Annotated in this window: 18 protein-coding genes; 5 read left to right on the top strand and 13 right to left on the bottom strand. The window is 43.3% G+C overall.

Annotation, left to right across the window (positions count from 1 at the left end; translation table 11 throughout):
* Positions 1-143: 143 nt before the first annotated feature.
* Positions 144-344, top strand: coding sequence for a cold-shock protein (locus DMB88_RS05545; RefSeq protein WP_128100549.1), 201 nt, complete (start codon positions 144-146; stop codon positions 342-344).
* A 409-nt stretch (positions 345-753) separates the two neighbouring features.
* Here the strand turns inward: DMB88_RS05545 and DMB88_RS05540 are convergent, their stop codons facing one another.
* Both DMB88_RS05540 and DMB88_RS05535 read right to left on the bottom strand, forming a co-directional pair.
* Positions 754-2,442, bottom strand: a complete 1,689-nt coding sequence (locus tag DMB88_RS05540) for a methyl-accepting chemotaxis protein (protein ID WP_128100548.1) — start codon at positions 2,440-2,442, stop codon at positions 754-756.
* Between the two features lie 374 nt (positions 2,443-2,816).
* The gene (locus DMB88_RS05535) at positions 2,817-4,829 is read right to left on the bottom strand and encodes a CotH kinase family protein (protein WP_128100547.1); all 2,013 of its coding nucleotides are present in this window, start codon (positions 4,827-4,829) and stop codon (positions 2,817-2,819) included.
* 489 nt (positions 4,830-5,318) lie between these two features.
* Here DMB88_RS05535 and DMB88_RS05530 point away from each other — a divergent pair, with 489 nt between their 5' ends.
* Positions 5,319-7,055, top strand: a complete 1,737-nt coding sequence (locus DMB88_RS05530; protein WP_128104327.1) for a methyl-accepting chemotaxis protein — start codon at positions 5,319-5,321, stop codon at positions 7,053-7,055.
* 204 nt (positions 7,056-7,259) lie between these two features.
* Here the strand turns inward: DMB88_RS05530 and DMB88_RS05525 are convergent, their stop codons facing one another.
* The gene (locus DMB88_RS05525; RefSeq protein ID WP_128100546.1) at positions 7,260-10,463 is read right to left on the bottom strand and encodes an S-layer homology domain-containing protein; all 3,204 of its coding nucleotides are present in this window, start codon (positions 10,461-10,463) and stop codon (positions 7,260-7,262) included.
* A gap of 341 nt (positions 10,464-10,804) precedes the next feature.
* Positions 10,805-11,326 carry a hypothetical protein gene (locus DMB88_RS05520; protein WP_128100545.1) on the bottom strand — a complete coding sequence of 174 codons (522 nt, stop codon included), beginning with the start codon at positions 11,324-11,326 and terminating at the stop codon, positions 10,805-10,807.
* 315 nt (positions 11,327-11,641) lie between these two features.
* On the opposite strand from DMB88_RS05520, the gene DMB88_RS05515 reads away from it, so the two are divergent.
* Together DMB88_RS05515 and DMB88_RS05510 are read left to right on the top strand one after the other, a co-directional pair.
* Positions 11,642-12,220 carry a TetR/AcrR family transcriptional regulator gene (locus tag DMB88_RS05515; RefSeq protein ID WP_128100544.1) on the top strand — a complete coding sequence of 193 codons (579 nt, stop codon included), beginning with the start codon at positions 11,642-11,644 and terminating at the stop codon, positions 12,218-12,220.
* Positions 12,221-12,292: 72 nt separating this feature from the next.
* The gene (locus DMB88_RS05510) at positions 12,293-14,479 is read left to right on the top strand and encodes a YhgE/Pip domain-containing protein (RefSeq protein WP_128100543.1); all 2,187 of its coding nucleotides are present in this window, start codon (positions 12,293-12,295) and stop codon (positions 14,477-14,479) included.
* 279 nt (positions 14,480-14,758) lie between these two features.
* On the opposite strand, the gene DMB88_RS05505 is transcribed toward DMB88_RS05510, so the two are convergent.
* Together DMB88_RS05505 and DMB88_RS05500 are read right to left on the bottom strand one after the other, a co-directional pair.
* Positions 14,759-15,052, bottom strand: a complete 294-nt coding sequence (locus DMB88_RS05505) for a DUF4190 domain-containing protein (protein ID WP_128104326.1) — start codon at positions 15,050-15,052, stop codon at positions 14,759-14,761.
* A gap of 306 nt (positions 15,053-15,358) precedes the next feature.
* The gene (locus tag DMB88_RS05500) at positions 15,359-16,024 is read right to left on the bottom strand and encodes a DUF6709 family protein (protein WP_353056301.1); all 666 of its coding nucleotides are present in this window, start codon (positions 16,022-16,024) and stop codon (positions 15,359-15,361) included.
* Positions 16,025-16,291: 267 nt separating this feature from the next.
* Between DMB88_RS05500 and DMB88_RS05495 the strand changes: the two genes are divergently transcribed.
* Complete coding sequence (locus DMB88_RS05495; protein WP_128100541.1) at positions 16,292-16,846, top strand: hypothetical protein; 555 nt, start codon at positions 16,292-16,294, stop codon at positions 16,844-16,846.
* An 83-nt stretch (positions 16,847-16,929) separates the two neighbouring features.
* Here the strand turns inward: DMB88_RS05495 and DMB88_RS05490 are convergent, their stop codons facing one another.
* The 7 genes from DMB88_RS05490 to DMB88_RS05460 all read right to left on the bottom strand — a co-directional run bounded on the left by DMB88_RS05490 (position 16,930) and on the right by DMB88_RS05460 (position 21,701).
* Positions 16,930-17,361: a P-loop NTPase family protein gene (locus tag DMB88_RS05490; RefSeq protein WP_128100540.1), complete on the bottom strand. Its 432-nt coding sequence runs from the start codon at positions 17,359-17,361 to the stop codon at positions 16,930-16,932.
* Positions 17,362-17,527: 166 nt separating this feature from the next.
* The gene (locus DMB88_RS05485; protein WP_128100539.1) at positions 17,528-18,283 is read right to left on the bottom strand and encodes an amino acid ABC transporter ATP-binding protein; all 756 of its coding nucleotides are present in this window, start codon (positions 18,281-18,283) and stop codon (positions 17,528-17,530) included.
* Between the two features lie 108 nt (positions 18,284-18,391).
* On the bottom strand, positions 18,392-19,051 hold the full coding sequence (locus DMB88_RS05480) for an amino acid ABC transporter permease (protein WP_128100538.1): 660 nt from the start codon (positions 19,049-19,051) through the stop codon (positions 18,392-18,394).
* Positions 19,052-19,190: 139 nt separating this feature from the next.
* The gene (locus DMB88_RS05475) at positions 19,191-19,961 is read right to left on the bottom strand and encodes an amino acid ABC transporter substrate-binding protein (RefSeq protein WP_128100537.1); all 771 of its coding nucleotides are present in this window, start codon (positions 19,959-19,961) and stop codon (positions 19,191-19,193) included.
* 131 nt (positions 19,962-20,092) lie between these two features.
* Positions 20,093-20,647, bottom strand: coding sequence for a DUF4825 domain-containing protein (locus DMB88_RS05470; RefSeq protein WP_128100536.1), 555 nt, complete (start codon positions 20,645-20,647; stop codon positions 20,093-20,095).
* Complete coding sequence (locus DMB88_RS05465) at positions 20,644-21,339, bottom strand: permease prefix domain 1-containing protein (RefSeq protein ID WP_128100535.1); 696 nt, start codon at positions 21,337-21,339, stop codon at positions 20,644-20,646. The genes DMB88_RS05470 and DMB88_RS05465 overlap by 4 nt, the downstream gene beginning before the upstream one ends.
* Positions 21,336-21,701 (bottom strand): PadR family transcriptional regulator, encoded by a 366-nt coding sequence (locus DMB88_RS05460; protein ID WP_128100534.1) that lies wholly within the window; start codon positions 21,699-21,701, stop codon positions 21,336-21,338. Before DMB88_RS05460 ends, DMB88_RS05465 begins: the two co-directional genes overlap by 4 nt.
* Positions 21,702-21,928: the final 227 nt, after the last annotated feature.

Here is a 21,928-nt window from a genome sequence, read left to right as displayed (position 1 = left end):
TTTTCGTTTGATCGGTGAACAAACAATTAGAAAAACAACCAAATATTTGATTATATTATCAAACATGGTATACTGGTGTTAATCGATTGTTTTGAACACGCTTGACGATGATCGGTTAAAATTATATTTTGTGGAGGAATTACATGCAAACAGGTACAGTTAAATGGTTCAATGCGGAAAAAGGATTTGGCTTTATTGAAACTGAAGAAGGAACAGACGTATTCGTTCATTTCAGTGCAATTCAAGCTGACGGTTACAAATCATTGGATGAAGGGCAACGCGTCCAATTCGAAGTAACTCAAGGTAATCGTGGACCACAAGCTGAGAACGTTACTAAACTTTAATTATAATCAAGCTGCCTTGTACAAGGCAGCTTTTGTTTATTCACCAGATCGTAAAGTTTCATGAGCAGAACACGTATCATATATTGAAATGTATATAACTTATAAGGTAATACCCACCTTAAGAAACGAGGTTTTTATCCCAACTAACCAACCTAAATCGAAAGATGATTCAATTGTATTTTCAACGGTAGATGATATTCTCCATTTCTACGCTGACAAGCAGCCTACCCAGCAGCCAATGAAAGAACATTCGCCCGCCCTGCCTACTTCTTCCACATCTGTACACCAAACACAACTACCTAATCGCTAAAACGGGCTTGATAAGAAAAAGACCCTGATTCGCTCAAAGCGGTCAGGGTCTTTGTAATCTACTCGTTAATATCTACTATCTATTTCATAGTAACCTGCATTAGATCTTGAACGGACTCAAGGATGTCTGGAGCTCTGTTGATATATCCGACAGGACGGCTGCGGAGGATTTAATCTGCTCCACGGACTGAAGCTGTTCCTGAACAGAACCTGCTGCCTGTTGTGAGTTGGCGCTCGCTGTCTGCGCATGACGCGCAATCTCATGAACGGATGCCACAACCTGCTCTACACCTGCGGACATCTCTTCACTTGTAGCAGCCATTTCTTCAATCTCTGCGGCGATCTGTTCATTCGTATCTCGAATCTGACTGAAATTGAGCTCAGTCTCCCGTGTCAGGCGAATTCCTTCCTGCACTTCATCCTTGACCTTGGATAGAGCTGTGATGGAGAGCAGCATATCCTGTTCCATGCCTTGCACCAATTCATCAATCTTTTCCGAAGAATCTCCGGCCTGTTCTGCCAGCTTACGTACTTCTGAAGATACGACAGCAAAACCTCTGCCATGTTCCCCAGCTCGAGCTGCTTCAATGGAAGCGTTAAGCGCGAGTAGATTCGTTTGCCTAGCGACCTCATGAATCGTAGAAGCCATCTGACTAATCTGAGCTGACTTCGCTTCCAACATACGCATGATCTCATCCGTTGCCTGAACTGAAGTGTGAATGGCTGACATCTGCTCTACCGTCATATGGACAGTCTCGCCACCAGTCTCGGCCTGCTTGCGTGAATAGATTGCTGACTCTGAGACATTTGAAGCTTTATCCGCCATCCGTTGAACACCCACAGCCACTTCTTCCATCGCTTGCAGATTTTCTTCCGTACTGATCATTTGGCTCTCTGCACCGCGTGCCACCTGTTCAACAGAAGATGATATCTGCTCGGACTCCGTCGTTGTTCGCTCAGCAATCGTCAATAATTGCCCAGTCGAATGCTCGGCTTTCTCTGCCGCCTGTAGCCCACCCTGAATGATTAGCTTCAAGCTGCTTCGCATCTCGTTATATCCGGTGCTGAGCTGACCAATCTCGTCCTGCACATGATCCTCAATCGACTGTGTAAAATCGCCCGTTCCAGCCAACTTGATCGCGGTTGATACTCGCCCAATTCGCATTCTGACCCGACGGACGTACCAGATGATGACAGTGATCGCGATTAGCATCGCAACAATACATACGATGGCGAAGGTCTTCAGAAAGGATGAAATAATGACATCAATCAAGGATTGTGAGGCACCCACATAGAGTATGCCAATAATCTCTCCCGCTTGATTACGAATCGGCTCATACGCTGTCTGATAGGTTTGTCCTACAACAACAGCTTCCCCGTAATACCGCTCTCCTTGTTGTAAAACAGCTTGTGCGACCTGTTCCGATACCTTCGTACCCACCGCACGCTCGCCATCCACCATCACGTTGGTGGCAACCCGTTCATCTCCTCTGAAAATGGTAACGGTATCTCCAGAGGCTTCGCCAAGCTCATCTACAAGATCAAAGTTCCCTTCCATCGTTACTTCGCCCTTGAACAGTTGTCCATCCTTAATCGCCCATTCGCCTGGATACTTGTATGTAATGATATGATTCGCCATCTGCAAATCCCGTTTTGCCTTCTCTGTAGCAAATGTCGTAATTCCCTGCCTCATTTCCATGATTACGCTTACTGCCACAGCGGAGGAAAAAAGAATAAAAATGCCGATCACAATTAAACTAATTTTAGTACCAATACTCATGCTTCGCATGTATGTACGCCACCCATTTCCCTAAGTAATTGTTATGAATTACAATGTGAAAAGTTCAAATTCGACTGATCACATATAGAGTTATCGGCAGGAATAATAGCAATGTGTATAATATTTCAGTGATATTTATCACAAAAATTGCTCAATAAAATCAAATCTATTACTCAATCTACTTAAATGTGTAAAAAGAACCTCTAACGAGGGAAATACGACGTCTAAAAAGTAGGTCATAAGTCCTTTTTCAATCCTCCAAAGAACATATTTTTCCACTCATTGCACACAAAAAGGATCCGATGAAATCATCGAATCCTCCATGCTTTTATGTTTGGATTATGAAATTCAAAGTAAAGTTACTCGTAAAGCATCCCATATCATCATTGATTCGTAATCTTAACGGTTGCCGTTGATTGATCCCAGTCTACCTTCAACCCCAAAGCTTCGGAGATGAAGCGCACAGGTACAAGTGTACGACTGTTCTTAATGATGGCTGAGCCATCAATTTCCACTGATGTACCATTAACAGTTGCTGTACTGCTGCCAATCTTCAGGACAAACGTCTGGTCATTCAAAACCGCGGTTACTGTCTTCGCTGTTGGATTCCAGGCCACCTCTGCTCCGATTGCTTCAAAGATTGCATTCACAGGCACCATCACCCGTCCACTAACTTCGAGCGGCTCTTGATCTGGGAATGTCACGGCTTGTCCGTCCAGGGTAACCGAGATGGCCTCTTGTTCCGTTGTTCCGGTCGAGGTTGCATTATTCTGTTGTTCGTCTGTCTCTGGCAAAGGTGTCACTTCGCGTCCCAGTTGTTCCTGCAAGTTCGCTAGACGGTTTAGTGCAAACGTAGTTAACGATCCCGATGCCATAGAGCCCATGCCCTGACCTCCACCAAAGTTACCACCTGGTTCAGTCGAGTTGTCACCTGTATTGGCTGTTGAGTCTGTTGTTCCATCACCATCTGCTGTACCGCTAGGTCGTGTCGGCGGTGTGGTACCATCTGGCGGTGTCATACCCTTCATTCCTTCCGGCGGGGTCATACCTTCCATGCCTTCAGGTGGAGTCATGCCTTCGAAGCCTTCTGGCGGTGTCATTCCACCACCCATACCACTTCCTGTATCACCATTGGCCGAGTAAACAATATTGGATTCAAATTGCTCTGTTGTATAGAATTTTGTTGGATCTGCTTCCACATAAGGACGAATCTCAGCTGCAAGCTCTGTAATCCGATCTTGAATACCTTCCAAATAGTCTGTCAGCTCGTTGACATAGGTCAAATATTTTTCCTTATACTCTGGCACGGCAAGCAAGTTATTGATCATAGGTACATTTGCCATGCTAATGCCGAGCACAGGTTCGTCTACGGATACATTTGTTGCGTTCGTATTCGTCGTGGTTGAGCCAGTTGTCGCTGTCCCGCGACCTCCGCCACCAGCCGAATATCCATTAAAGGACATATTGAAATCCCACGGCACAACCGTAAATTTGCCATTAGCATCACTATAAAGCATATAGTTATGTCCCTTGTCTCCGTTATAGCTGTCATAGTTGCCTAATACGGTATTGCCTGCAATATATTGAAGTGCAGAATCAACGTCCAGTACACTCTCGATATCGCCTTTTTCGCCTTCTGGCATCTCATTCAATGTTTGAATGAAATTTTTAAGCTTTGTTTTGTCTTTATCAGAGCCTAAGTCCTTGGAAAGTGTACTGTATTCGCCATCTTCCTCATACTGAAGGTAGCTCTTCTCCTCGGTGTCGTAGAGGACACCGTCTTCGTAATCCTCCCCATAGTTACGCTCCAGATAGCTGTCATCTACAGCCTCAACACCTGTATAGAAACCAACCAGTTCACCGTTAACATAGAGGTTGACATAGTTTGTCATCGGCACATCCATGCCAATGCTGCGTAGTGCTTCGTAATGGAGAATCTCACGCATATACGAAGGATCCGTATAGTTGTTATTCAGAACCATTTTATCTAGACCGAGCAAGGTTTGTGTTTTGTCATACTTGTCGAATTTCAATCTGAAGCTGTAACGGTCAGAATCCTCCATGGAAGCGACTGAACGTAACGTCATATTGCCTTTTGTCGAGAAACCTACGTTATCCAGCTTGTTCCCATCCACTTCCACGCTAACCTGTTTATAATCCTTATCCATCGGGCTCTCAAGCATGCTTTGCCAGTCTGCATCGTCAATTGTAATCTTCACATCAATAATATTATCTGTTTGGAACAGAGACTCGTATGCTTGGGTCACGCCTGCACTTGAAGTTGTAGCTGTATTCTCTGCGGCGTATGCCTGATGCCCTCCAACCCATGCAAAAGATGACGTAACCATCGTCACAGACAAGGCTGTCACTGCAACTTTCCGTAATAAATGATTCAAAATAATGATTCCTCCTTCTTGATTTTCTGTTAAGCAACTGTGGCTTATGAAACCATCGTAGAGGACGAACCTTTAGTGAATCTTAAATCGTGAAACAGATGCATCATTCAATGATATGTATACCGATGAATTTTTCATGGTCGTACAAGAAAAAAGATGAAAAAAACGCAAAATATTACCTAAGAACCAGTTCTTAAGAACTAATTAAACTTCAAAACCTAACATAAATATGGCTATATTACGATATATCACAGGTATAGAACTTATATGGAGGTCCTGCGCATGAGATAAGTGATACACAAATAGAACGGATCTGTAGCAATTAAATAGAATCAACAGATGAAAGAAACCGAAGAAACTTGGATTAGAAATTTAACTTCCTTTAATAATGACCTGAACATACATACGTAGCACTACGTCCAGGCCACACATCTTTTAACATCATCTAAGGAGTGAACCACCTTGTTAAACAAGCTTCGTTGGAGTACCATGCCTTTCTTTGCCAAAAATCTAGTCATCTCATTCGGTAGTATTGTGTTGATTGGTATCATCCTCATTACTGCCGCGTATCAGCTACAAAAGAATATTCTCGTTGAACAACTGCATGATCAAGCAACTGTTATTACCGAGAAATGGTATGTCGATCTGGACACAGCCAAAGTAAATGAAGCCATGAATGAGAAAAGCTACACAGGCCCTGCCCAGCAGGAAATGAAAGCCTATCTTGATTCCATTCACGAATTCTATCCAAACATCGCTCAGGCTTATATTTTCGGTTCGGAACTTGAGGGCGGAGACGGAACATCCATTATTGCTGTCCCTACGAACCTGGTACAGCCTTTTGAGGAAAGCAATCTTGCGGCAGGCGATATGTACCCACTGCCCCAAAATAACGTTGTGGTGCTGGAACAAATGAAAGTGGACGGGGAGCCTGCGTTCAGTGATTTCTACACGGATGAGTATGGCACTTGGACAACCTTGATCTATCCAATCAAAAACGCTGATGGTTCCATGTACGCTGCTCTTTATTTCGATGTAGATGCAAGTGCAGTGCCTAAAGGTCTGAATGAACTGCTGTTGTACGGTTCCATATGTTTGGTTGGTTTCCTGCTTCTATTCATGATCCTGCAGTTCATTCTGCTGAAGAGAACACTCGCCCCGATCCGTAGCCTCATGCACGGTATTGAGGAAGTGAGTACAGGTAACCTGGATGTAACGATTCAAGTAGGACGCGACGATCTCGGTGTTATCAATATGAAATTTAATACCATGATTCAACGAATCAACGATACGATGTACAAGGTACAGAATACATCGCATCACCTGTCGAATTCATCCAAGAAACTACTTCATATCTCTGAGAAAAATAATGAAAATATTCAAAGCATCAGTAACCATATGAAGGATATCTCCAGTGGACTTCGCTCCCAGGATCAAGCTACAGTTGAAAGTGCGCGTGCCATGACGGAGATGTCCACCGTTATTCAGACGATCGCCAGCAGTTCATCTGACGCAGCGGATCAAGCATTAAGTATGGAGCAACGCTCCAGTGCGGGTAATGAAGTGATGCAACAGGTCGTTGAGCAGATGCGCCTCATCGCGGGAGCGGTCGAGAATACGTCCGAGTCGATTCAATCACTGGAGAATAACTCGAATCAGATTAGCAACATTGTCAATATGATCACGGAAATTGCTGGACAAACGAATCTACTCGCGCTCAACGCTTCCATTGAAGCGGCTCGTGCAGGCGAGGAAGGCCGAGGCTTCGCCGTCGTGGCTGGAGAAGTTCGTAACCTGGCAGAACAATCCCAAGAATCCGCCAAACAAATACGTCAACTGATCGAAGAGATTCAACAGGATATCGTTCAATCCTCCGAGTCGATGCAACTTGGCTCTCAGGAAGTGAAGAAAGGCTTAGAGGTAACGCAAGAGACAGGCGTGTTCTTCGAGAACATTCTTACAGCAACGAATAAAGTGGCGAACCAAATCCAAGATATCTCCAGCTCTACCGAGGAAATATCAGCAAGCACACAAGAAATGTCTGCTACTGCCGATGAATTATCTTCAAGTGTCAGCAGAGCGGCTAGCAGCAGTAAACAGATCGAGCAATCCATCGAGGAGCAAGAATCCTCCATGGCTTCCATCGTTACCGCTTCTGATGAACTGTCAGCGGTATCTGAGCAATTGCAAGAGTTGATCTCGTTCTTCAAAGTGCGAGCGAGTTAAAGAATGCGGCTGAATAGCAGAAATGCTGTTCAGCCGTTTTTTATTTGGAATAGGTTAAGGTACGTAATAGAAAAAAACCAAGATGGGCAAGTATTCCTCTTCCCGTCTTGGTTTTTTTGGGTTTTTAGCGTGGTGTTATTGTAGGCAAGGCTACATGTTACACAGTTCTTGATGCTGATAGCTATTGATTTATACAGTTACATATTACAGATCATTGTTACGCTTCATCAGGTTATAGATCATCATGGCTGACTCTTGGCGTGTTAATTCATTTTTGGGCAAGAACCGTTGATCCGGATATCCTTTCATCACCGACTCCTGAGCCACAAGACCAATGCTGCTTCTTGCCCATTCGGAGATCGACTTTTGATCTTCATATGGCGTGAAGGATGATAGGACATAGCCCTCCTTTTTCATCACATTGGCAATCATACTCGCTGCTTGTTCTCTTGTGATATAGGCATTGGGTTTAAGTGTCCTATCTTGGAAGCCTTGAAGAATTCCTTGCTGTAATGCTGGTGCAATCTCCGAATAATACCAAGCATCTGAATGCACGTCAGTAAACTCATTAACATAAGGAATCACGGAGTTATATCCAAAAGCTCTTTGCAAAAAGATTGCAAATTCGGCTCTTGTCACCTTTTGCTGTCCACCAAATGTACCATCGAAATAGCCTCTTACAATCCCTTTTTGCGCTAAGGAATTAATCGCATCCTTGGCATAACTCCGATCTATATCCGTAAATACAACATTAACCAACCCTTTGTTGCCTTCATTGGAAGGTATGACCTCTGTATTAATGGTAACACTGTCGTTCTTGCCAGTAGTTACACTTGGGGTCGGGTTATAATTAACATAGGGGTACGGAAGAACAGGATAATTATATCCATAGACGGTAGCGCCAGTGCCATCTGCAGGAGTTGTTACAGCAACTGTCTGTTTGCCAATAACCTCCTCTGATCCATCAGGTCTGACGCGCACAGCAATGATATTATACTCATAGTATTTACTTCTCTCGACGCCAACTTCGCTAAATTGCAGCTTACCATTCACAGTAGCCACGATTCCCTCATCACGGGTTTCTCCAGTAGCCGTATTGACATAAGTCTTACGATAAAGACCGTTTCCTAGAGGGGTGTATTTGGTCTGTGGATTACGTTCAACGTAATGAACGGCTCCTTCAATAGGTTGATACTCAAAAGCAATTGTTGCGTTTGACGCATTCATCGGCGCGACATTCATCGATTGAGGTATGCCTGCCGTCTGTACTTCAATTGTGCTCGATTCAATTTTTCCATATTTGTTGCTCGCTACAACCCGATATGTATATGTTCTGCCTGGCTGGAGCGTGTACGCAATCATCGTATTAGAATGACCTGACCATACTTTGTTCACTTGATCCTGGTAGATCTCATACTGGGTTGCCCCCTCTACCAGATTCCATTGCAGGTCCACTCTATTATCGTACACTCGATTGACTCTGATGTTAATCTGACCTTTCGGTGCCACGTCCTCAGTCACCTTAGGAATCTTCACACTTTTAACTGCAGGCGGCCCTTCGTTGTCTCCGTCCCGGCCAATCACTTTATAAATGTAAGTTGTGTCAGGTGTCACATTCCCATCCTCGTATGAGGTTGACTTGGTCACCGCCAAAGGCAGATCATTACGGGTAATCACATACTCAGCTGCATAGTCTGCCTTACTCCACGTCAGTCTAACTTTGCTGGAATCCAGTGCTTCAGCTCGGAAATCCGGTGGATATGGAATATAATTTCTAATTCCGATTGTAAATTTCGATTCTTCACTGTAAATTTCGCCTTTGCGAGCTACTAATGTATACTTGGTGATTGAATTAAAATTCACGCCTTCATGCACATATTCTAAAAGCGGGCCCTCATATAGAATTTCAGAGCCACGCTTGAGAATATATTGTTCAGCACCTTCCACTGCATGCCACTGCAACCGGATCGCATTATTACCCACAGCACTCGACTGGGAGTATCTAGGACTATCTAGTTTCGTGATTACAGGTTCCCCATCAGCTAGTGTCGGAATAACGTAAGGATCTTCAGGGGTGCCCTGTCCTTTAAATTCCACATTATTTTTTACCGTCGCTTTGAATTTGAAGTTTTGTAAGGTTCCTGCAGCGGCAGACTTAATGTGGCTATTCAAAAACGTATCTGCCTCGGATGCATCCTCCGTAAAAACTGGACCTGTATTCCCCGATTTTCCATATGAATCACCATACGTATTAGGATTGGAAAAAGCAAGGCTGGTAACCATCCGATTCGGATGACTAGAGTCACTCAAAACAATTCCTGTATACTTTTCTAGGTCTTCCTTCGTAACAAGTCCTACAGATGACGAATAACCTTGAACATACTCACCATTATCGAATGCATTTACTATCCACCATTGCCTCTCAAATGGAGACTGCTTATCTTCTTTTATTTGATTTAATTCATAGCCCACGCTATCTGCGAACTTGGAGGACATGTCTACTCTCCATCCAGCAGCCTCACCTTGTATATCGATATATTTTGGAACTGTATTTTGAGAGATTAAGGTTTGATTATCCACGAGGTACCATTTACCGTATTGCTTAAGATCAACGACTGATCCAAACGCCGCCTTGGACTCACCTAACATATATGCATTGAGAGCCGGAGGAGTGATAATAAACTCTAATGAATCCGTTTGAGTAGGATTTTCAATACTTATCCAATTTAATCTGATCACATTTTTCTCTCCTGGTTTCAGACCACTAATGCGAGCACTTGAACTCAATTTACTTGTCAATTCTGTATTCTTCATATCATTGACGTATACTTCTGCCTGGTCAATTCCATTTAGTTTGTAGAACAAACCAATACTACTAGCATCAACAAGACCCCAGTTTACATAAGTGAACCCATCTTTTATAACTTGATCTAACTCACCTGAAAGTTTCCCTGTAAAATCAATTCTACCCGCATCATCGTAAACCGGCGCAGGTCCCTTCAATCTAACAAATAATAGCGATTCTTCTCCATACTTTTCACCATCATAGCCAAGAACCGTGATCCTATATGTTCTATCTGGTACTGCCCTTGTTATTGTATATGTTCTTATATTTTTATCCAGTACAGCATCTCTACCGACAGTTACAGCATATTTGGTGGCTCCAGGAATCTCATCCCATGTTACCGTTATGGAGTCATCCGTTGTGGTTACCGTTACATTAGGTTTCGGCAAATATGACTTCGTCGTTTCGTCACTTTCAGTAGCCGTTGGTGTAGAAGTAGTCTCAGTTGTTTCAACAGATTCAGATGTTGCATAGGCTCGCGATGCATCTTCCCCCAAAAATAACAGATTGCCCAAGATAAGCTGAAAGGATAGGACAATATAAATAAACTTCCTAAATCTCATGGTTGTAACCACCTCTATGTATTTATGTTCATTCTAGGTATGCAATCTAACTATATAATTCGTTTTATCTAATCTATCATGCTTATTGAGCACACACTCTCTCACTCAAACAAATCTAAATCTACTCATACCTTCCTTTCAACAAAAGACTAAATACCTACCTCATATTACACTCTAATCCAAAAGACCTACTCCATCATAATATGTAATAGAAACTTGAACAAGAGAAAATAACTCATATTACCTTTTTTTCAAATTCCCTAATGTAGCGCGTTAATTCCTTCGAAGGTGTTGTGTTTGTTTTAATACCTTTCACCCCGTCACCCTGCATTAATCTACAATCAATCAACGGCTACCAAGCCCCACTTTCCACCTTCGTCTTCTGCAAAATAATACGTAATCCCATATTCCTCTATATCGTTGGTATCCCTCATTATTTCACCGAGCACACCTACAAGAATGTGGTTCTTCGTTGTGTCCTCAGAAACTTGCCCAATCTCCGTATATCTTACGTTGCCTCCGAATTGTCCCCAATGCCGATCAGCTGCTTCTGGATCTAAGAACAAACTCCGAAAGGCAGCCTGATCCGATCTCACGTTAGCGTCTAGAGCTTCTTTCAATACCTCTTGGATCTCATCATTAAGAAGAGGATCATGCTCCTGCTCCCAATCAATAAATACACCTTGTTCAAAATTGGTCTCACTGTCCTCCGACTCAGTCTCCTGATGTGCGGCTACTGTTTCTATTTCTACATTCTCCTTACTTTGATCTTCTGACGAGCTGGCCTCTCTGTTCAAGTCATTGCACGCCGCCATTCCGGTAGCAAGGCACAACAACACTAGAATACTAGCTACTTTTCTCACTCTATTCACCCTCATATATGAAATGATTGATCTCAATCTCGCTCTGTTCACTATTTATAGATTATAGCTATTTTACCATACAAAATAATCCATATAATCAAAATCTAAGATAAGCAAGATTTCAGCTCTTTTTTCCAAACACGTCACTTCCATAACTCAAAACATTTATTAAAAATATGATATAGATCACTTTCTCCTCCCCAGGAAGGTGATACATTTGTTAACGACCAATTGACCAAAATAGTAAATCAGTCATATTGAACAGGATTCACTACTATAATCACCATCCCACATCATAAAGGAGATGCATAACCTATGGCTGCTATGGATCGAAGGCAGCAAATTATGAATTCGGCAGAACGATCGTTTGCCTTATTTGGTTACAAGGCCACAACGATGGAACAAGTCGCCCGCATTGCGAATGTAGGCAAAGGCACGATCTACACCTTTTTCGATAACAAAGAAGAACTGTTCAGGGAGATTCTACGCTCCATCATAAGAGACATGAAACACATCACGGAAGAGACCGTGCAAGACGATCAATCTTTTCTCGACAATGTGCACCAGAGCATGGATGCCCTACTGGAGTACAGGCAGAAGCATGAATTGTTAATCAAGTTGTTTCAAGAGGTCAATGAGTTCGGCACACCACAAGCGAAGGAGGGTTTACAAAAGGTAGAGTCAGCCATTCTTGAATATATGGAGCGTCAGGTTACGAGAGCTATGGAGCTGAAACAGATTCGCCAAGACAATCCCAAAATCGTCTCTTTTGTGCTCCTGAAATTGTATGTCACCTTAACCTCCGATTGGAACAAAACGAATCCAGCCTTACACAAGGCTCAGATACAGTCATTTGTGAGTCAGTTTCTCCAAAGCGGACTATCCCCAACCTAGAGACTGGCTCCACGCCATACAGAACAATATAGAAATAATAACGATAGTGTGATAATGGGGAGAGAGCGCATAATGAGATCCATACAAGTATTTTTCCAAGATATAAAATCATCCTTCAAGAAACCCAAAGTATTCATTCCAATCCTCGTGGTGCTGTTTATTCCGGTGCTGTACAGCGGCATGTTCCTCAATGCATTCTGGGATCCTTATGGCAAAATGAATGAGCTTCCTGTAGCTGTGGTCAATAACGACCAAGGTGCTACATTTAATGACCAAACCTTAGAAGTCGGCAATAATCTCGTCGATGAATTGAGAAAAAGTGATGATTTCCGCTGGGAGTTTGTAAGTCGTGAGCAAGCGGATCAAGGCATGAATGACAATACGTATTATATGACGATTGTGATTCCCGAGGACTTTTCCGCAAAAGCAACAACGCTAATGGATGACCATCCTACACCAGCAGAGCTTATATACGAGCCTAATGAAGGTTACAACTTCTTGGCAGGGCAGATAGGCGGTACCGCAGTCAAACAGATTAAGGCAAAGGTATCTGCTAAGGTCACTGAATCCTACACCGAAACACTGCTAGATCAGGTAGCAACGATATCCAGTGGTCTATCTGACGCAGGCGATGGTGCGAGCAAGCTCAATGAGGGCTCAGCGAAGCTGAATGATGGAGCTGGCAAATTAAAACAAAACCTGTCCAAACTCGTGGACGGCACAGATCAACTGCAAGCTGGCGCAGCAACCCTGCAAGACGGTACAGGTACACTCGCAGATGGTATCGGCACACTTCATCAAGGCGCAAACTCTCTATCCAGTGGACTCTCCCAACTGGCCGCTGCTGGTCAGAAGCTGGAGAACGGAGCCACACAAGCTCAAGCTGGAGGTCAGCAACTACAAGCAGGTATCCAATCTGCTCATGATGGTGCTACTAAACTGGAGGCTGGTCTCGCTGCATCCGAAGAAGGCAGTGCGAAGTTAACCGCAGGTATTCAGGCTTCTGTTGATGGTAGCAGCAAAGTAAGCGAAGGAGCTCAAGCTGTTGCACAAGGATTAGCTCAGTTAACAGCGGCAAGCCCAGAGCTCGCCAGTAATCCGGCCGTACAGCAATTGCTTGTTGCAAGTCAGGCGGTTGCTGCGGGTAGTGAACAATTAGTTCAAGGTGGACAACAATTGGTCACGGGTAGCCAGAACCTACAAGCAGCTCAACAGCAATTACATCAAGGCAGCACACAGCTTGTACAAGGTGAACAACAATTGCTTCAAGGTGCTTCCCAGCTCTCTGCTGGACAGGAGCAATTAGCTGGAGGCTTACAACAGTTCAATGCCAAATTATCTGAAGCCGCTGCGGGCGGAGCCAAACTTGCCGTAGGCGCAGATCAACTGAATACTGGTTCAGACAAATTAGTGGCTGGCATGAATGAATTTTCAGGCGGCATCACTACGATCGCAGACGGCTCCAGACAGCTGGATGCAGGCGCAGCCCAATTGCAGGATGGTACAACGCAGTTAACCGATGGATCAGGAGAACTTGCGAGCAAACTGCTTGATGCTGCGGAAGAGACGTCCAGTGTACAAAAGACGGATGAACTTGTATCCATGTATGCTGAACCTGTTCAAGTCGAAGAACAGAAGCATAACGAGGTACCTAACTATGGAACAGGGTTCTCCCCTTATTTCCTTTCCTTAGGTTTATTCGTGGGAGCTTTGATTGCAACATTAGTTGTACCTACGCGCAATAGCTCAGTCACAGATGCGAGTGGTTGGAATCGTTTTGTGAGTCGAACGTTAGCTTTTACGTTAATGAGCGCTATTCAATCTTTGCTCGCCTCGTGGCTCGTTCTGTCAGGACTGGGGCTTGAGGTGAAAAGCGTTCCACTGTTTCTCTTATTCAGCTTCGTCACCAGCCTCAGCTTCATGTACATTATCCAGGCTCTCGTGACATGGCTTGAGAATCCAGGACGCTTCCTGGCTATTCTAATGCTGATCTTCCAATTGACGACAAGTGCAGGTACGTTCCCACTGGAACTTATCCCGAACTGGCTAAGAGTATTCAACCCATGGTTGCCGATGACCTACAGTGTGACTGGATATAAAGCGGTAATTTCAAGTGGCCAATTCGATGTCGCATGGGATCAGATCGGTCTTCTGTTGATCTTTGCCATTGTAGGATTGGCAGGTTCATTCACCTACTTCATGGTGCATCGTGCTGAGAAAAGCGAAGTCGTTCAAGGTGAAGCAGCACTTCATATATAAAATGAAAAGATAACTAGCAAGGCGGATATCATTGATGCATTCTCTTCGACTTATGAGCGAAGGTGGTTGCCAGATATCTGCCTTGCTTTTTTTGTTGGGACGATGCGGTGTTGATTATGCGCTATGTATCTTCTTTATTTTTGCGGCTACCAAAATGCATAACAGAAAAGACGATCCTCAGGTAACTACATACCTTACAGACCGTCTAATGATTAACCCTATAAAATCACACTACATGCTCCGACTTCAGGTGGTATGCACGTAGCCTGAAATATCTGCTTAGAACAGATACGTGAGTGAATACGTAGATGAGTACGCATCCCCATAGAGGACAACTGCTACGATAATAAACAAAATGATCAGTGCATAAATCAGTGTGCCTACAATTCCACAAACCAGGCCAGCAATCGCTAACCCTTTCCCCTGTTCCATGCGAACCTTGATTTCTTTAAGCGAGAGTGCTGCAAAAATAATAGCTACGATTCCGATGATAAATCCGATATATGGAAGCATAATCGACAATATCCCCAACACAAGTGCTGCGATTGATTTGCCGTTCGTCTTCGGTGCCATATATGGTGGATAAGGCGGAAACGGTGGTAGTGGATCATTATAGTTCGGGTGTTGATTCTGATTCTGATTATAATTCTGATCCACATCATTCTGTCGGTAATCCAAAGGTAAATCCTCCCTATTCATGAAGTATTATCATTATACTGGATTATGCGAAAATCCAATATGTGTTTTTATGTAAGAAAGTTAATATCAGTGAATGATTACTTTGCACTAAATAATTCTAAGTTTAAAACCTTATAGGCTTTCGAGCATTAGATGTATTTATTTTACGATTCTAAAATCAACAATATGTATAAATCTTGATTAAAGCTTGCGTTGTTGGTGCTTCAGCTGTGACAATCTTCCAATCATAATCAGGCCAATTAGCGCCAAAATTCCTAGATAGATTCCAGCAAACATCGTATACATCTGCTCTGACTGATCCTCAGTGAGCCCTGATGGAATGTTCAGATTCACCATGTAAGGCCAAATCTCTTTCTCCATATTAGCCGTCCCAACAGACTTGCTAGCGTATTCCTCCATGTATTCGTTAGCATATTTGACCAATTCAGGATCCATACTTTCGATCTTGCCATTGCTCACAATTGGAAAGTTTATTGCGTTTTCACCATTATTCGATGTCTGTGCCAATGAATCATATCTTTTCGTATCAGGCCACAACACTTTAACCACAAGCCCTTTTCCTTTGTACGGGTACAGATAAAAATAATGCTTGTTCATTTGGGATTTATCTCCCTCTCTTTGCATGTAGAACTCTGCAAACACAGGATGGATTCGTTCAAACTCGATCTCAACGTAATCTCCAGCAGATATTGTTTCTGGTTCTAGATCCTTCAAGTTGATGAATCCTTCTGCAAGTTTCTTGTTGTTAATGAGCCCAATTACAAGAAAGGCACCAAACACTATGGTTACCAATAGGAATGATATTACGGTTCCTCGTATGATCTTTCTCTTATCTAAGGTTTGCATATTTTATAATCCTTTCTTTAAATTCCAACTACTGTTTATCCTAGGTGTATATCGGTCTAAATGGCAGTTAAATGAAGTATTAGACTACAAACACATCTAAAGTCCTGTATGGAATAGATTAATTGACGTAACTACGTACCGACATTGACGTTTAGTGACGACGCATAATAGATGAATTTCTTTAGTGTAAACTCTCCCGCTTTTCAATAAATCAAGCCTGTATCAATAGTAAAAATATGTTATTCTAACTTAAGGAATGGGAGGTATATGATGTACAAAATTGCTCTTATATTGATATCCATAATTGGTTTGATGGCGGGTTGTACCTCATCTGAAGCACCTGTCGATACGTTGCAGCAAGCGGAGCAGAACCAGGATCAGGCGCAAACGATCAAGGAACTTGAAGAGAAAAACCAACAACTTCAGGAACAGATCAATCAACTTCAGGTAGATGTAAATAGTGAGGAGATTAGAAATAATCTAAGAGAAACGTTGAATATGACATTCAAGCTCATTGCTGCCATGGAGTCAGGGGATACTGCATACATGAAGTCCATTTCTTCACCAAACGTGGAAATATCTCAGGATAACAAGCAATTCATCATTGCAAAGGAAAGTCATTCTTATGAGGTCAACTTCATTAGCGGATTAGCGTGGGATGAGTTAGAATTCAGAGGTTACGATCAGACGGATTCAGGTCATTTTATGCTCTTCGTAGCCCATTACAATTATTCAGAGGGTTCAGAAGGACATGCCGCATATGAGTTTTCTTTTGTCCGTTCGTCTGAAGGAGAATGGCTGTTTGACGGATATATTTCTTAAGTGAGAAAACATAGAAAGGCCTCTAATTACCAAATAGGCTGAAGAGGCTTTTTTCATATGTCTCGCAATTAGCGATTTTAACTTCATTCTTCGCGGCTGATAAAACCTCGTACACATAAATCTTTAAGTACATACCATAAGAACGAAACAAGAAGCTCATCCTCATCTGATGCGTACTCATGGCAATGATCGAATATTACAATCCATTTACGTCCAGCAGTTCGAAGATCAAAATCGTGGTCGTACGACAACATACTAATTAAAGAACCAACTGAGAATAGAGGAAATACGTTCTTTTCAGGTACTCGTCTTCCTCCATTGTAAATAATAATCCAATGGTCGTCATATTCTTCGATCGCCTCTACATAGTAGGTTTCATGAGTATATGGAGTCATGATAAAAAAAGTATCTCCTACTCTCATAGAATATTTAATTGAACGGATTACACTCTGGAACTCTTCAGGATCCAAATCAAATACTTCATCAATAATCAACACATCTGAATCATATCGCATACCTAATCTCTCCCTAGATGTAATACTACTTCATTCGACAACTGGTTTAATTTACCTCCTCCATATCATTGCAATTTAAATCCATGCATTTCACACGGTGTAAAGCAACAAAAAAACACGTAACGACAGTATCTTGAAATACCTCATTACGTGTTCATATTTTTAATTACCCTTCCACCTCTACTCGTTGTAAAAACGTCCGTGTACGCTCCAGTTTCGGCGCGCCAAAGATCTGTTCTGGTGGGCCGGCCTCGGCAATTTCTCCGTTGTCCATGAAGAACACGCGATCCGCTACCTCACGGGCGAAGCTCATCTCATGGGTCACGATCATCATGGTTATGTTCTCCTGTGCTAACTGCTTAATTACACGGAGCACCTCACCTGTTAGCTCTGGATCAAGTGCGGATGTCGGCTCATCGAAGAGCAGAATATCCGGCTGCATCATCAAGGCACGAGCAATCGCCACCCGCTGCTTCTGCCCTCCAGACAGATTCGCTGGATAAGCATCCGCCTTGTCAGACAGTCCTACTTTGCCGAGCAATTCCAGGCTACGCTGCCGAATAACTGCTGCGCTTTCTTTTTTCAACGTCTTCGGAGCCAGTTCCAGGTTCGCTCGCACAGTCAGATGGGGGAACAGGTTAAAATGCTGGAATACCATACCCATCCGGTCAGTGATCTTCCGGATCTCCGCTGCATTTGCATAACTTCCGTTCTCCGCCAGCTTCTGCCCCTGAATGCGAACTGTGCCTCCCGTAATCTCTTCGAGATGAATAAGGCTGCGCAGCATCGTACTTTTACCCGAACCAGACGGGCCAATGACAGCGATGACTTCGCCTGGTGCAACGTTAAACGACACCTGTTTGAGCACATCCAGTGCACCAAATGATTTTTTTAACTGAGTTACTTCTATTATATGTGTCATCCATACACAGTCCTTTGATTAAATAATTTGAAAATTCATTCCGACACCATGTCAGAAGATTGATCTGTTATTGAAGTAACAGGTGTAAATATCCGTCTAGTTCAGCTATTACTCGAACGAGAAACGCTTCTCCAATGCCTTAAATAGCAAGGTAAGCACAAGCGTCATAAGCAGATACATCACTGCAGCAATAACAAACGGAGTCAACTGACCATCCCTGTTCACTGCAGCTTGGGAATAATACAGCAGTTCACGCACAGCTACAGCATATAACAACGCCGTATCCTTGATCAACGTAATTGACTCGTTCGCTGTTGCAGGTAACACCACGCGGATCATCTGTGGAATAATAACCTTCACCATCGTCTGTCTCTTGGATAGTCCAAGTACCTTAGCCGCCTCATGTTGTCCCTTGTCAATGGAGAGCAAGCCACCTCGGAAGATCTCTGCAAAGTATGCTGCATAATTCAGCACAAATGCCATCGCCGCTGCAACGAGACGATCAAACACTAGATATTCTCCGATAACTGGCAACAGCGGAAGACCGAAGCAGAAGAACAAAATTTGCAGCAATAGTGGTGTTCCACGCATCACATAGACGTAAGTATGTGCAATCCAAGCAAGTGGTTTAAACCGGCTACGCATCAGTAAAGTGATACCAAAACCAAGCGGTACAGATAGAGCAATTGCCAATAAAAACATCAAAATCGTCGTCTGAGCCCCTTCAAGCATAGGCTTCATCACCGTTAATATATAATCCCAACTCATGAATATGTCTCCTCTAATCTGTTAACCCCGCACTCCTCGGCAGCTTCATAGGCTCCATCGTGGAATACGGGTCATTATGGTAGCGAACATTCTGGACAAGCCAGCTCCATTCACATCGGTATGTCAGGCAATCGCCTGTCTATTTCAAAACCTTATCTTCACCCAACCATTTGGTTGAGATTTCAGCTGCTGTGCCATCCGCATTCAGCTCATCAAGCGCTTTTTGCAGATCGTTCAGCAAGGCCTCATTTCCTTTTTTGATACCAATACCATATTGCTCTGGAGCAAGGGACTCATCCAGTAGTTTATAAGTTCCCTCTTCCTTCGCCATGTAGTACCTAGCAACAACCTCATCGATAATGACCGCGTCAAGACGAGTCGTTTTCAGATCTGTCAGAGCCAGTACGTTATCTTTGAACTCGGAAGCTTTTACTTTGTCGTTCAGTGGACTTGCCGCCAGTGCATCTGCCGCAGAAGACAATGCCTGCAAACCTACGTTTTTACCGTCCAGTTCATTTAGCTTGGTAATAGGTGAATCTGCAAGCGTAATGACAACCTGACTATTTTCAAGATACGGCTTCGTAAACAGCACTTTCTCTTTACGCTCATCCGTAATCGTGTATCCGTTCCAGATCATATCGATCCGACCACTGTTCAGCTCCAACTCTTTGGAAGACCAGTCAATCGGCTGGAAAGTAACCTCTTTACCCATTTTCTCCGCTGCTGCCCGCGCATAATCAATATCGAAGCCAACAATTTCATTCTGTTCATCCCGGAACCCCATCGGTGCAAACTTATCATCAATTCCCACAATAATGGTGTTATCGTCCTTGCTTCCGGAACTGGAGCATCCAGCCACAATAATCATACATATACTGATGAATAATAGTAAAATCGCTTTTTTTCTCATCTCTCTTACCCCTCCATGTCTATAAACCAAGCCAAACGCTTTAGTTCGTTACCACGTTATCAGAGACTTATAATAACATAGCATGGGAGAAGAGTCGAGCATGTTGTCCATTTCCGTTCAATTCATACCGCTTAATTGTCAATAATTTGTGAAAAAGCAACCTTCACTTGCTCAGTTGACACGAGCTGATTACGTACATGTGAATCCCACTCATCTGTGATCTGAAGCGCATCTAATTCAAGTCCAGCCCATTGTTTTGTAGCCTCTCGACTTAAAGAATACCGCGTATCCTCCAACTGGTACACGATGTGCTCCAAATTATCAATCAGTACAAAATTGGCAGTTGCATTGTACACAAGCATCCGCTTCAGTTCTTCCTCCTGCAACTCATCCGAACGTAAACTGTACTTCACTTCCGCCGTAAATGTATCGGGATATAGCTGATAACCATTCAAATATTCAGCCAAAGGTAAACCCTGATTCAGATGGCTCAGATTAGAGAAGTCTCCCATGTATGCACTCCGATATTTCTGTAAGGCGGTAAAATCGTGGGTTAAAGGGTTCTGCTGCTCGGCAGCATAAGCCTGCTGCTTCGCTTCTATTCTAGGATTAATAATCCCTTCAACCACGGTAAGAGCTACGAGTCCGACGAGCACTAACACAATGATCCAACGATTCTTCCTCATCCTCTGATCTCACCCACCTCAAATTCCCTTACTAAACGTCCTGCCTTCTGCACAATCAACGGCACGATAATCGTCAGTAAAGGGATCACAAAAGCAATAACTAGTACAGCAAATTGATAAGGCCCCTCCACCTGAACAGGGCGACTATACCAGATGTTACTTCCGAATCTTAATGCAGCCTGCGTGCCCCACATAATCAAGATTAATGCACCCCACATCCACCAGACGATGCGCGTCATCTTCCTTAATGTTGTTGATCGAATGACAGTCGTCGCTTCTGCATTCCGTTGACGTTCTCGATTGCCCAACATATATAACAGATATGCCCCTCCCACAAGTGCACTTGCAATCATAAGCCAAAAGTTGACGATCTTACCCTCCATCAGAACTCTCATCGGAATAGTAATGATCCACGCGATCAAACAGTAGATCAATGCAGACTGCAATACCGCAGTCCAATAAGGGAATCGTTGTACCTGATGTTGATCACTCATAATCTGATCCAGACCCGCAATATGCTGAATAGCCTTCTCAAAAGCTTGTTTCTCACTCATTCCCTGATCGATATAATCCTCCACTCGGGCTGTAAGGTTGCTATGTATCTCCTCCTTCAACTCTCTGTTCGCTGTTGTATCCTGCGCATGTTCAAACAGTCGTTCCATATGCCTTGAAATACGTTCTTCGAGATTCATGTCTCTCCTTCATCTCCCTCTGCTCTAGATATAATGATCATGCTATCAATTAACGTCTTGGCTGCTTGCCAGTCCTGAAGCTGTCTCTCATAGGCTATCCGACCCTCCGAAGTGACTCGATAATATTTGCGTCTACCGCCCTGCGTCTGTTCTCCCCAGTACGATTCTACATATCCATTCAACTCCAACCGCTTCAAGCTAGAATAGAGCGTTGGTTCTTTCAATTCGAACCGTTCCCCACTCTTGCGGTAGATTTCCTTAATAATGCCGTACCCATAATGATCTGTCGCCAGAAGCACACTCAGAATCATGGGATCAATATTTCCTCGAATCAAATCACTATTAATGGTTTGCTCTTGCATCTGACCGACTCACCGACTTTCCTTAACCTGGGTATAATATAAGACATATTACTATGTCTGTAAAGGTAATATGTCTATCATAATAAACATCGAAAATAAAAAAATAGTGATACACACCAGCACGGAAACTGGAGCACATCACTATTTAAAACTAGAAGTGTTTATTCAAAAAATGGTGGTTCTCAGTACCGAGAAGATAGGATGCAACTTGAAATGAAGTAGTGGAG

The sequence above is a fragment of the Paenibacillus sp. DCT19 genome (assembly GCF_003268635.1).
Lineage (GTDB): Bacteria > Bacillota > Bacilli > Paenibacillales > Paenibacillaceae > Paenibacillus.
This window is presented reverse-complemented; position numbering and strand designations above follow the sequence as displayed.

Coding starts and splice junctions, on each gene's coding strand:
- DMB88_RS05545 (WP_128100549.1), top strand. CDS start 144: ATGCAAACAGGTACAGTTAAATGGTTCAATGCGGAAAAAGGATTTGGC.
- DMB88_RS05480 (WP_128100538.1), bottom strand. CDS start 19,051: ATGAGTTGGGATTATATATTAACGGTGATGAAGCCTATGCTTGAAGGG.
- DMB88_RS05530 (WP_128104327.1), top strand. CDS start 5,319: ATGCCTTTCTTTGCCAAAAATCTAGTCATCTCATTCGGTAGTATTGTG.
- DMB88_RS05540 (WP_128100548.1), bottom strand. CDS start 2,442: ATGCGAAGCATGAGTATTGGTACTAAAATTAGTTTAATTGTGATCGGC.
- DMB88_RS05475 (WP_128100537.1), bottom strand. CDS start 19,961: ATGAGAAAAAAAGCGATTTTACTATTATTCATCAGTATATGTATGATT.
- DMB88_RS05490 (WP_128100540.1), bottom strand. CDS start 17,361: ATGCGATATGATTCAGATGTGTTGATTATTGATGAAGTATTTGATTTG.
- DMB88_RS05515 (WP_128100544.1), top strand. CDS start 11,642: ATGGCTGCTATGGATCGAAGGCAGCAAATTATGAATTCGGCAGAACGA.
- DMB88_RS05500 (WP_353056301.1), bottom strand. CDS start 16,024: ATGCAAACCTTAGATAAGAGAAAGATCATACGAGGAACCGTAATATCA.
- DMB88_RS05525 (WP_128100546.1), bottom strand. CDS start 10,463: ATGAGATTTAGGAAGTTTATTTATATTGTCCTATCCTTTCAGCTTATC.
- DMB88_RS05485 (WP_128100539.1), bottom strand. CDS start 18,283: ATGACACATATAATAGAAGTAACTCAGTTAAAAAAATCATTTGGTGCA.
- DMB88_RS05505 (WP_128104326.1), bottom strand. CDS start 15,052: ATGGCACCGAAGACGAACGGCAAATCAATCGCAGCACTTGTGTTGGGG.
- DMB88_RS05465 (WP_128100535.1), bottom strand. CDS start 21,339: ATGAATCTCGAAGAACGTATTTCAAGGCATATGGAACGACTGTTTGAA.
- DMB88_RS05495 (WP_128100541.1), top strand. CDS start 16,292: ATGATGTACAAAATTGCTCTTATATTGATATCCATAATTGGTTTGATG.
- DMB88_RS05470 (WP_128100536.1), bottom strand. CDS start 20,647: ATGAGGAAGAATCGTTGGATCATTGTGTTAGTGCTCGTCGGACTCGTA.
- DMB88_RS05510 (WP_128100543.1), top strand. CDS start 12,293: ATGAGATCCATACAAGTATTTTTCCAAGATATAAAATCATCCTTCAAG.
- DMB88_RS05460 (WP_128100534.1), bottom strand. CDS start 21,701: ATGCAAGAGCAAACCATTAATAGTGATTTGATTCGAGGAAATATTGAT.